We start from the raw sequence: 10,868 nt of genomic DNA on the forward strand, positions 1-10,868 counted from the left end.
GATCGGCCCAGGGCCGCTCCTCGCCCCGGGCCCCGGCGGCTACCCGCCGGTAGGGCGCCCGCCCGCGGGCCGGTGCCGGTACGACCGGGCCCGGTGCGGCCGTACGGAGACGGTCGCGGGGGCGCGGTCGTACGGGTCCGGCGCGGTCGTACGGGCCTGGCGTGTGCGGACGGCCCGCGGGTGCGGGCCTACGGGTACGGGCCTACAGGTACGGGCCGGAGCGGATGCCGCGGCCCTGGCCCGGCTCGTCCTCGTCCGGCTCGCCGCCGTGCAGACCGGGCGGCAGCGCCCGGCGCATCTGCTCCAGCTGCGCCCGCGCGGCCATCTGCTGTGCGAACAGCGCGGTCTGGATCCCGTGGAACAGGCCCTCCAGCCAGCCGACCAGCTGGGCCTGCGCGATCCGCAGCTCCGCCTCGGTCGGGATGGAGTCCTCGGTGAACGGCAGCGACAGCCGCTCCAGCTCCGCCACCAGCTCGGGGGCCAGGCCCAGCTCAAGCTCCTTGATGGAGCTCGCGTGGATGTCCTTCAGCCGCGCCCGGCTGGCCTCGTCGAGGGGCGCCGCCCGGACCTCCTCCAGCAGCTGCTTGATCATGCTGCCGATCCGCATGACCTTGGCGGGCTGCTCGACCATCTCGGTCACCGGGAGCTCGCGCGGCCCCTCGCCCTCGTCGTCCCCCGCCGGGCCCGCGAACCCCTGGCCCACCGGCATGCCGTCCGGTCCGAGGATCAGCACCTTCTGGCCGTCCTGCGACGAGCTCTCGTTCATCGGATTCGTCATGAACAACATTCTCTCTCACTGGGGTTGGTCGGGCGGAAGCCCCCGGCCCGCACGGCCGGTCCCGACGGTACGCCCCGGCCGGCTCCTCGGGAATCCGTACGGATACTCAGTTCTGGTGCGCCGCACCGCCGTACCACCCCGCGATCCCCCACAAGTCCGCACACAACCTCCCCCACCCCCACGCGCCCCCGGCACCTCGGGCGCGCCGGCCGGGGCGCCCGGCTACCAGCCCCGGCGGAGGCGGTAGCCGATGAGGCCCAGGCCGCAGCCGATGAGGCCCAGGCCGGCGCCGAGGGGGAGTTGCAGCGTGGAGGCGTCGACCCAGCGGGCGGGGATCACGGTGGGGGCGGCGATGGCCTGGGGGGCGGTGGCCGCCGTCGTGACGGTGTCCGCGGCCGCGTCGTCGGCCGGGGTGTCCGCAGCGCCCGGGGTGTCGGCGTCGTCGGCCTCGGGGGCCTGTTCGGCGGACTGGTCCGGGGTCTGCTCGACGACTCCGCCGGACGCCCGGTCGGGGGCCCGCTCCGGTGCCTGCTCGGGTGCCTGCTCCGGCGCAGCGGGCCGGTGCCGGTGGGCGCGCGGGTCCCAGTCGTCCGGACGGGAGTGGGCGAACGGACGTTCCGGCGGCGCCGCGGACGGGCCGTAGCCCCCGGGCCCGTCCGACGTCTCCGCCCTGTTCGTCTCCGCCCGGTTCGTCTCCGCCCGGTTCGTCGCCGCCCCCGGTCCGGGAGCGGCGACGGCCACCGACGCGACGGCCAGCGGCAGGGCCAGTCCGAGCACGGCCGCCGCGACCAGCCGGCGGGCCCGGGCGGGGCGACGGGAGGGAGCAGCGGGCAACGGCCCGAGGTGCGCGTGCGTTGGTGCGGCCACGGTCGGAGGTCCTTCCGACGGCCGACCGCGCGGGGCGGGGTCGGCGGCGGGACAGCTCGGGACCAGCCTCACACACTCCGACAATCAGAGCATTTCGGACACCGCTCCCGCCCCAGGCTGGATGCGCCCGCCTCAGGCCCGCAGCACCACCTTGCCGATCTGCTCGCCCTGCTCCAGCACCCGGTGCGCGGCCCCGGCCTCCGTCAGCGGCAGCACCCGGTCGACCACCGGCCTGACCACCCCGGACTCGACCAGCGGCCACACGTGCTCCCGCACCGCCGCCACGATCGCCGCCTTCTCGGCCAGCGGCCGTCCCCGCAGGTTGGTGGCGACGACCGCGCCGCGCTTGCGCAGGAGCGTGTTGAGGTCCAGCTCGCCCTTCACGCCGCCCTGCAGCCCGATGATCACCAGCCGCCCGTTGACGGCGAGCGCCTCGACGTTGCGCTGCAGGTACTTGGCGCCCATGATGTCGAGGATCACGTCCGCCCCGGCTCCGTCGGTGGCCTCCCGGAGCGCCTCGACGAAGTCCTGTTCCCGGTAGTTGATCACGATGTCCGCGCCGAGCTCGACGCACCGCGCGAGCTTGCCCGCGCTGCCCGCGGTGACCGCCACCCGGGCGCCGACGGCCTTGGCCAGCTGGATCGCCATCGTCCCGATGCCGCTGGCGCCGCCGTGCACCAGCACCGTCTCGCCGGGCCGCAGGTGGGCGGTGAGGAACACGTTGGACCACACCGTGCAGGCCACCTCGGGCAGCGCCGCGGCCTCCTCGAAGCCGAGCCCCTTCGGCAGCGGCAGCAGCTGCCCGGTCGGCACCGCGACGCGCTGCGCGTACCCGCCGCCGGCCAGCAGCGCGCACACCTCGTCGCCGACGGCCCAGCCGGACACGCCCGGCCCGAGGGCGGTGATCCGCCCGGCGCATTCGAGCCCGGGGTACACCGGGGAGCCGGGCGGCGGGTTGTAGAAGCCCTGCCGCTGGAGCAGGTCGGCCCGGTTGACGGCGGTGGCCGCCACCTCGACCAGCACTTCGCCCTCGCCGGGCACCGGGTCCGGCACCTCCGCCCAGACGAGCGCCTCGGGACCGCCGGGTACGGGAATCGTCATCGCATGCATGCCCCGAACCTACTGCGCGCCGCTCCCGGCCCGGCGCAAGGGCCGCTTCACCCGGCCGACTTGATGACGATCACCCGGTCGGTGAGCTGGAGCACGGCGGCCTCCGGCTCGGTGTAGTTGATCACCCGCCGGCCGCGGACCACCGCGACCACGAGGTCCTCGCAGTCCCGCGGGCCGTGCCCGGCCTCGGCCCCGGTGACCGGCCGTTCGACGACGTCCAGGCCCTTGCCGTAGGTGAGCAGGTCCTCCATGACCGCCCCGGCGTGCGGGCTGAGCATGGACAGGCCGAGCAGCCGCCCGGCCGAACTGGAGCTGGTGACGACGACGTCCGCCCCGCTCTGCCGCAGAAGCGGCGCGTTCTCGTCCTCCCGGACGGCCGCGACCACGGTGGCGGCCCTGTTGAGCTGGCGCGCCGTCAGCGTGACCAGGACGGCGGTGTCGTCCCGCTCGGGCGCGACGACGACCCGGGCGGCCGTGGGCAGGGCCGCGCGCAGCAGGGTGTCGGTGCGGGTGGCGTCGCCGACGACGCCGACGAGCCCGTGCTGGGAGGCGTGCTCGATCACCTTGCGCTGCGGGTCGACGACGACGATCTCGTCCTTCTTCACGCCCTGGCCGAGCAGGGTGTCGACGGCGCTGCGGCCCTTCGTGCCGTACCCGATCACGACGGTGTGCTCGCGCACGGTGGACCTCCAGCGGTTCAACCGCCACTGCTGGCGGGTGCGTTCGGTGAGCACCTCGAGGGTGGTGCCGACCAGGATGATCAGGAACAGCACGCGCAGCGGGGTGATCACCAGGATGTTGGTGAGCCGGGCGCCGGAACTGTAGGGCGTGATGTCGCCGTACCCGGTGGTGGAGAGCGTCACGGTCGCGTAGTACGCCGAGTCGAGGAAGTCGAGCCCGCCGCCGGCGTTGTCGTTGTAGCCGTCCCGGTCGAGGTAGACGATCACGGTGGTGGCGACGAGGACGGCGAGCGCGAGCAGCAGCCGCGAACCGACCTGCCGGACGGCGGGCGCGCTGCGCCGCGCGGGCAGCACGATCCCGGCGTCCGCCCACGGCTCCGTCCCGGGCGCCGTCCCGCGCCGGAGCCTGCTCATGGACGGGCCTCCCCTGTTCCGCTCACGGCGCCTCCAGCAGCTCGACGAGGTCGCCGGGCTCCGCGCCGCCCGGCGGGACGACGGCGAGCGCCTCGGCCCGGGCGAGGCCGCGCAGCATCGCGGGCCCGTCGAAGGCGAGCGGGACGACGCCGTCGGCGGTGCGCCGGACGGGCAGCAGCCGGGTGTCGGTCGGGTGCCCGGCCAGGGCGACGGCGGCGGGCGCGGGCGCCGGGCCGCCGGCGGTCCGGCCGCTGCGGGCGTGCAACAGCGGCAGCGCGAGCGTGACGGTGCCGGCGACGGCGGCCAGCGGGTTGCCCGGCAGGCCCACCAGGTGGCGCCCGCCCGACGGGAGTTCGGCGAGCAGCATCGGGTGGCCGGGGCGGACGGCGACGCCGTCGACCAGCAGCCGGGCGCCGACCTCGTCGAGCGCGCGGTGCAGGAAGTCGACCGGGCCGGCCGCGGTGCCGCCGGTGGTGATGACGACGTCGGCGGTGGAGTGCCGGAGCGCGTCCCGCAGCAGCCCGAAGTCGTCGCGGACGGACCGGACTTCGGCCACCTCGGCACCGGCCGCGCGCAGCCACGGCGGCAGCAGCGGTCCGAGCGCGTCCCGGACGAGGCCGGGCCCGGGCACCCCGGACGCGACCAACTCGTCACCGAGGACGAGCAGTTCGACGACCGGGCGGCGGCGCACCGGGAGCCGGTCGTGCCCGCACGCGGCGGCGAGGCCGAGCACCCCCGGGTCGACCGGGGTGCCGCCGGGCAGCAACGCCTCGCCCCGGCGGCACTCCTGGCCGCGCGGACGGACGTCCTGACCGGTGGTCATCGCCCGGGGACCGCAGTCGCGCAGCAGCGTGCCGTCCGTCGACCCGTGCTCGCGGCGCAGCACGGCGGTGGCACCGGGCGGCAGCTGGGCGCCGGTCGCGATCTCGACGGCGGTGCCGTCGGCCAGCGGCGCGACGGCGGCCCGGCCGGCCAGCAGCCGCCCGGCGACCCGCCAGGGGCCGGGGCCGGCGACCGCCCAGCCGTCCATGGCCGAGGTGTCGAAGGCGGGCAGGTCGGTGAGGGCGGTGAGCGGCTCGGCGAGCGTGTGGCCGAGGGCGGCGACGAGCGGCAGCACGACCGGCGGCAGCGGGCGCAGCCCGGCCCGGCGGGCGGTCTCGCGGGCCGACGGCCAGGCCATGGTGCCGGGCGCGGCCGGGGGCGCGGTCACGGCGGTCTCCTCGACGGCCGTCACTGCTCGTCCGGCCCGGCCGGCCCGCTCCAGCGCTCGGCGAGCACGGCGGTGCGCCGGGCCGCCTCGGCGACGGCCTCGGGACCGCCGCCCTGCTGGGCGGCCGCGTACCCGATCAGAAAGGCGGTCAGCGGCGCGGCCGGCCGGGCCACCCCGTGCGCGACCACCCGGGTGAGGTCCAGCAGGCCACGGACATCGACGTCCAGGTCGATGCCCAGTTCGGCGCGGACCTCCGCGATCCAGTCATCCAGCGTGCGCTCCATGCGCCCCATGCTGCCTGATCGGCGGTTTCCCCGGGATGTTCCCCCGATGTGCGGGGCGCGTCGTATCCCTCACGCCCCCACTCCCCCCGCGGTGAGCAGTCGCTCCTCCGCCTCTTTCCCCTACCTCCCGTCCCGGTCCCACTCGCGGGCCTGTTCCAGGTCCTCCCACGTGTCGCAGTCGTACGTCACGTTGTCCGTGTCCGCGACCAGCAGCCGTGCGAGGCCGCCGGTGAGGCGGCGCAGCGGGAGGCCGGACGGGTCACCGAGGGCGGCCAGGGCGGTGCGCAGGGCGGCGGTGCGGTAGGCGGCGGCGAGGGGCTGGTCGCGGCCGCCGGCGTCGACCAGGACGGCGGCCTCGACCGCCGGCCCCGCGTCGTCGAGGGCGGTGACGAGCCGTTCGACCGTCCGCCGGTCGAGGAACGGCAGGTCGGCGGCGAGCAGCAGCACCGTCCCGGCGTCGACCAGGCCGAGCCCGGCGGCGACGGCGGCGACCGGCCCGCCGCCGGGCGGCTGCTCGCGGGTCCAGCGGACGCCGCTGCGGGCGGTGGGCCGGGCCGGGCCGACCACGACGGTGGTGCGGGCTCCGGCGCAGGCGGCGAGGACGCGGTCGAGCAGGGTGGTCTCGCCGACGGTCAGTCCGGGCTTGTCCGCCCCGCCGAGGCGCCGGGCGGCCCCGCCCGCCGGAACGATCACGTCGTACGGCGTCATGCGGCCAGTATCCGCCCTACCCGGCCACGTCCTCCCCCACGTCCTCCCCTTCGTCCTGCTCCTCAGCGTCCTCCCCTTCGCCCGGCTCCTCCGCCCGCCCGACGTTCGCCGCCGCGCTCAGCTCCAGGACGACCGGCAGCGTCAGCTCCCCGTACCGCTCGTTCATCGCCGTCTTCAGCGCCTCGGCGTCGTCCGGGTGCTCGGCCAGCAGCCGGTCGAAGTCCTGGAGGTACTCGCCGGTGAAGGCGAGCACCCGGGTCGCGTCGTCGCCCTGGTCGGGCGCGCGGTGCCCGGCGATGACCCGGTCGACGTCGAGGTCGGCGATCCGCCCGAGGTTGTGTCCCCACGTGACGCGCTGGGCGGGGGTGGTGTCGGCGGTCCAGACGTGGGTGCCGTTGTAGACGAAGTCCCCGGCGATCACGGTGCGGATGCTGGGCACGTGGACGACGGTGGAGTCGCCGCAGTCGCCCTGCCCGAGCATCAGCACGGGGATGACCTGGCGGTCGAGCATCAGCGGCTGCGGCAGCAGCGGCGCGGGGACCAGCGGGTAGTCGGGCACGTCGTCGCCGTACACCGGCTTCCACTGGGCGACCTTCGCGGCGACGGTGCGGTGGATGCCGTCGACGACCGCGGGTGCGGCGAGCAGCTGGGCCTCGGGGAAGAGCTTCAGCACCTCCTCGGCGCCGAAGTAGTGGTCGGGGTGGTGGTGGGTGACGACGATGGCGAGCAGGCGGCGGCCCTTGCCGGCCACCCATTCGGCGAGTTCGCGCCCGGCGCTGCGGGTGAGCTGGGCGTCGACCAGGATCGCGGTCCGCTCGCCGAGGATGAGGGTGGAGGTGGCGAAGAAGGCGGACTCCGGGCCGGTGAAGACGTCGACCTCCAGCGGCCGGGCGACCTGCTCCCCGTCCACACGGCGCACGCCGTCCCCGGTCTCCGGACGGTCCGCCGCGTCGGCGCTCTCCTCGGGCCCCTCGGGCGGGGACGACGTCACGGGTTGCTCCCTCTGGTCGGCGGTCGGGCTCTGTGCGCCCGACCGGTCTGCGCCCTACAGCATGGGAGAACGGGCGCCCGAACACGCGGAAGGCACGCCCGTGCGGGCGCGCCTTCCGGCGAGGGGCGGGTCACAGGCCCGGCCGGGCGTCAGGCGGCGAGCGCCTTGGCCTTGCGGGCGGCGTCCTCCAGCGCGCGGGCCTTGGAGTCGGCGGCGTTCTGGACGAAGTCGGCCATCGCGGGCACCTTCGGCGCGAGCGTGAACTCGGGGACGATGAAGTCCACCTCGAGCCCGAGCATGCCGGTCAGCACCTTCTCCAGGTAGGTGGTGACGAACTCGTACGGCTCGCGCGGCGCGCCCGGCGCGTACGAGCCGCCGCGGGCGGCGACCACGGTGACCGGGGTGCCCTTGGCGGAGGGCGTCTCGCCGGCCGTGCGGCCCATGAGGATCACCTGGTCCAGCCAGGCCTTGAGGGTGGACGGGATCGTGAAGTTGTACATCGGGCTGCCGATGAGGATCGCGTCGGCCTGCTCCAGCTCGGTCATCAGCTGCTCGCGCAGCGCGAGCGCGGCCTCCTGCTCCGCGGTGCGGCCCCCGGCCGGGACGAAGGTCGCCGAGATGCCGTGCACGTCGAGGTGCGGGACCGGGTCGGCGGCGAGGTCGCGGTAGACCACCGTGCCCTCCGGGTGCTGCTCCTGCCAGGCGGCGCGGAAGGCCGCCGAGACCTCGCGGGAGACGGAGCCGTCGGTGACGGCGGACGAGTCGATGTGGAGCAGGGTGGGCATGGCAGTACCTCCATCGGATAAGTAGCTGCTGTTTCCCCCGCAGCTATAACTACCGTAGCAGCTTACTTTTCTGCAGTCACTAGGGATCGGTCGGGTACGCTGGAGCCATGTCCGAGCACGAGGTAGTGACCGACCGAGAACCGGCCGCCTCCGACGCGTGCGCCGAGCAGCGCACCTGCTTCAACGTCGAGCTGGCCCTGACCAGGGTGTTCACGCTGCTTGGCAAGCGCTGGACGGGCCTGCTGGTGGGCGTGCTCAACCACGGCGGCCCCGCCTACTTCTCCGAGCTGCGCCGCGCCGTCCCCGGCATCAGCGAGCGCATGCTCTCCGACCGCCTCACCGAGCTGACCGAGGCCGGCCTGGTCCTGCGCGAGGTCGACGCGGGCCCGCCGCTGCGCGTGAGCTACCGCCTCACCGACGCGGGCGCGGCCCTGCGGCCCGCGCTCAACGAGCTGGCCGTCTGGGCCGACCAGTACCTCCCGGAGAGCGCCCTCAAGGGCAGCTGCTGACGGTCACGCCCACCCGTACACATGACGAAGGCCCGCCCGCTGTTCACACAGCCGACGGGCCTTCGCCCAAGAATCCTTCGCCCGAGAAAGCAGCGGCTCAGCGCCGCTTCGCGCCCCGCAGCCGGGCCACGCGGTCCGCGATGCCCCACGAGGTCACGCGCCAGAGCGCCTCGATCACGATGTTGCGGCTCATCTTGGACGCGCCCAGCTCGCGCTCGACGAAGGTGATCGGCACCTCGGCGACCTTGAAGCCGGCCTTCACCGTGCGCCAGGCCAGGTCGACCTGGAAGCAGTACCCGGCCGAGGCGACCTCGTCCATGCCGAGCCCGAGCAGCGTCTCCTTGCGGAAGGCGCGGTAGCCGCCGGTGACGTCCCGGATCGGCACGCCCAGCATCAGGCGCGAGTACGTGGAACCGCCGCGGGAGAGCAGCAGGCGCGACTTCGGCCAGTTGACCACCCGGCCGCCGGGCACCCAGCGGGAGCCGAGCACCAGGTCGGCGCCGCGCAGCGCGGCGAGCAGCCGGTCGAGCTCCTCGGGCTGGTGCGAGCCGTCCGCGTCCATCTCGACCAGGACGTCGTAGCCGTTGTCGATGCCCCAGCGGAAGCCCGCGAGGTAGGCGGCGCCCAGGCCCTCCTTGCCCTTGCGGTGCAGGACGTGGACGTGGTGGTCCTCGGCGGCCAGCTTGTCGGCGAGCTCGCCGGTGCCGTCGGGGCTGTTGTCGTCGGCCACCAGGACGTGCGCCTCGGGCACCGAGGTGCGGACCCGTCCGACGATCCGCTCGACGTTCTCCGCCTCGTTGAACGTCGGAATGATCACCAGCACCTTGCCGAGGTCAGCAAAACGCGGCTGGTTCACGGTCACGTACAAACCTCTCGGCCGATGGCGGGAGTGCCGGTCACCGTCGCGCCCGCACTCCTGAACGCCGCTCCCGTCGGCGATGCGCCGAGGGTTCCGCGGCGGAAACTGCTGCGCACGGTGGAAACTACTGGGTCCTGGCATCCTACTACCGCGCTGCCGGACACCGGCCCGATTGCCGTCGCGACCACGGCACTCGCACCGGACGCCCGCCGTTTCCCCGCACGTGACGCGGTTCGGCTAGGGTCGATGCCTCGCCCCGGCCCGAACCGCCCGCCCGGCCCGCCGAGAACGATCCGCTGGGCCGACGATCCGGCACACCCCGCCACCGCAGCGAAGGAGTAGGACCGCGCGCATGGACAGGCTCGTCAACACCATCCGCCCGTACGCCTGGGGATCGGTCACCGCGCTCCCCGAACTCCTCGGGCAGGACCCCACCGGCGAGCCGCAGGCCGAACTGTGGATGGGCGCCCACCCCGGCGACCCCTCCCGCACCGACCGGGGCGCGGGGCCGCGCCCGCTGGACGGGCTGATCGCCGCGGACCCCGAGGGCGAGCTCGGCGCCGCGACCGTCGCCCGGTTCGGGCCCACCCTGCCGTTCCTGCTCAAGATCCTCGCGATCGGCATCCCGATCTCCATCCAGGCCCACCCCACGCTCGACCAGGCGCGGGCCGGCTTCGCCGCCGAGAACGCCCTCGGGATCCCGCTGGACGCCCCGCGGCGGAACTACCGCGACGACAACCACAAGCCCGAACTCATCTGCGCGCTGGACGAGTTCGAGGCCCTCTGCGGCTTCCGCCCGGCGGCCGAGGCGGCCGCGCTGCTGGTCGGCCTGGCGGTGCCGGCGCTCGCCCCGGTCGTCGAGCTGCTGGGCGCCGGGGACGAGTCCGAGGCCCTGCGCGGCGCACTGGCCGCGATCCTCACCATGGACGACGCGACCGCCGCCGACGCCGTCCGGCAGGCCGCCGCGCACGTGGACCTCGCCGCCAAGGAGGACCCGCAGGGCCCGTACGCGCCGTACGCCCGGATCACCCGGGACTTCCCCGGCGACCGCGGCCTGATCGCCGGCCTGCTGCTCAACCACGTCCGGCTCCACCCGGGCGAGGCCCTCTACCTGGGCGCCGGCGTGCCGCACGCCTACCTGCACGGCGTCTGCGTCGAGCTCCAGGCCAACTCCGACAACGTGCTGCGCGCGGGCCTCACCCCCAAGCACATCGACGTGCCCGAGCTCATGAACGTGGTCGTCTTCGAGGCCGGCGTCCTCGACGTCCTGCACGCCACCCCAGTGGACGGCACCCCCGGCGAGGAGCTCTACCCCGTCCCGATCGACGAGTTCCGCCTCTCCCGCTTCCGGCTGGACGGCACCGACCGCGAGCTCGACGGCCGCACCCCGCAGATCCTGCTCTGCACCTCCGGCACCGCCCGCCTCACCGCCCCCGACGGCACCACCCTCGACCTCTCCCGCGGCCAGTCCGCCTTCCTCCCCGCCACCGGCGCCCCCACCCGCCTCTCCGGCGCGGCCACCACCGTCTTCCGCGCCACCGTGACGATCTGAGGGCTCCGGCCGCCAGGACCAAAAGGCCGGAGCCAAAAAGCCGGAACAGCGAAAGGGCCCCGGCCCGCACACCGGGACCCACCCCCCATCAGGGCCCCCCCCCTAAGAAGACGCCCCCCAC

10 protein-coding genes and 2 pseudogenes are annotated in these 10,868 nt (G+C 75.0%); 2 read left to right on the forward strand and 10 right to left on the reverse strand.

The annotated features are described in order from the left end of the window. Positions 1-202 precede the first annotated feature (202 nt). The 9 genes and pseudogenes from AB0O00_RS19730 to AB0O00_RS19770 form a co-directional block, all read right to left on the reverse strand. Complete coding sequence (locus tag AB0O00_RS19730) at positions 203-778, reverse strand: bacterial proteasome activator family protein (protein WP_359970521.1); 576 nt, start codon at positions 776-778, stop codon at positions 203-205. Positions 779-1,000: 222 nt separating this feature from the next. Beyond that, on the reverse strand, positions 1,001-1,645 hold the full coding sequence (locus tag AB0O00_RS19735) for a hypothetical protein (protein ID WP_363653461.1): 645 nt from the start codon (positions 1,643-1,645) through the stop codon (positions 1,001-1,003). Between the two features lie 132 nt (positions 1,646-1,777). After that, positions 1,778-2,755 (reverse strand): NAD(P)H-quinone oxidoreductase, encoded by a 978-nt coding sequence (locus AB0O00_RS19740; RefSeq protein ID WP_363653463.1) that lies wholly within the window; start codon positions 2,753-2,755, stop codon positions 1,778-1,780. 47 nt (positions 2,756-2,802) lie between these two features. Further along, positions 2,803-3,849 (reverse strand): NAD-binding protein, encoded by a 1,047-nt coding sequence (locus AB0O00_RS19745; RefSeq protein ID WP_363653465.1) that lies wholly within the window; start codon positions 3,847-3,849, stop codon positions 2,803-2,805. Between the two features lie 22 nt (positions 3,850-3,871). Then, positions 3,872-5,029, reverse strand: a complete 1,158-nt coding sequence (locus AB0O00_RS19750; RefSeq protein WP_363653477.1) for a molybdopterin molybdotransferase MoeA — start codon at positions 5,027-5,029, stop codon at positions 3,872-3,874. A gap of 50 nt (positions 5,030-5,079) precedes the next feature. Then, a pseudogene (locus AB0O00_RS19755) lies at positions 5,080-5,331 on the reverse strand (DUF6457 domain-containing protein); the annotation flags it as partial. Between the two features lie 156 nt (positions 5,332-5,487). After that, a pseudogene (locus tag AB0O00_RS19760) lies at positions 5,488-6,051 on the reverse strand (NTP transferase domain-containing protein); the annotation flags it as partial. A 16-nt stretch (positions 6,052-6,067) separates the two neighbouring features. After that, positions 6,068-7,042, reverse strand: coding sequence for an MBL fold metallo-hydrolase (locus AB0O00_RS19765; RefSeq protein ID WP_363653467.1), 975 nt, complete (start codon positions 7,040-7,042; stop codon positions 6,068-6,070). Positions 7,043-7,191: 149 nt separating this feature from the next. Continuing rightward, positions 7,192-7,827: an NAD(P)H-dependent oxidoreductase gene (locus tag AB0O00_RS19770; protein ID WP_363653469.1), complete on the reverse strand. Its 636-nt coding sequence runs from the start codon at positions 7,825-7,827 to the stop codon at positions 7,192-7,194. Between the two features lie 107 nt (positions 7,828-7,934). On the opposite strand from AB0O00_RS19770, the gene AB0O00_RS19775 reads away from it, so the two are divergent. Continuing rightward, a complete protein-coding gene (locus AB0O00_RS19775) occupies positions 7,935-8,336 on the forward strand; it encodes a helix-turn-helix domain-containing protein (protein ID WP_363653471.1) in 402 nt (133 codons plus the stop codon). Positions 8,337-8,433: 97 nt separating this feature from the next. On the opposite strand, the gene AB0O00_RS19780 is transcribed toward AB0O00_RS19775, so the two are convergent. Next, the gene (locus AB0O00_RS19780) at positions 8,434-9,198 is read right to left on the reverse strand and encodes a polyprenol monophosphomannose synthase (protein ID WP_363653473.1); all 765 of its coding nucleotides are present in this window, start codon (positions 9,196-9,198) and stop codon (positions 8,434-8,436) included. A gap of 349 nt (positions 9,199-9,547) precedes the next feature. Here AB0O00_RS19780 and manA point away from each other — a divergent pair, with 349 nt between their 5' ends. Then, entirely contained in the window at positions 9,548-10,747 is a 1,200-nt protein-coding gene (gene manA / locus AB0O00_RS19785; RefSeq protein ID WP_363653475.1) for a mannose-6-phosphate isomerase, class I, read from the forward strand. Positions 10,748-10,868 lie beyond the last annotated feature (121 nt).

Origin of the sequence: Kitasatospora sp. NPDC093558 (assembly GCF_040683475.1) — a bacterium.
In the GTDB taxonomy this organism is placed as follows: Bacteria; Actinomycetota; Actinomycetes; order Streptomycetales; family Streptomycetaceae; genus Kitasatospora.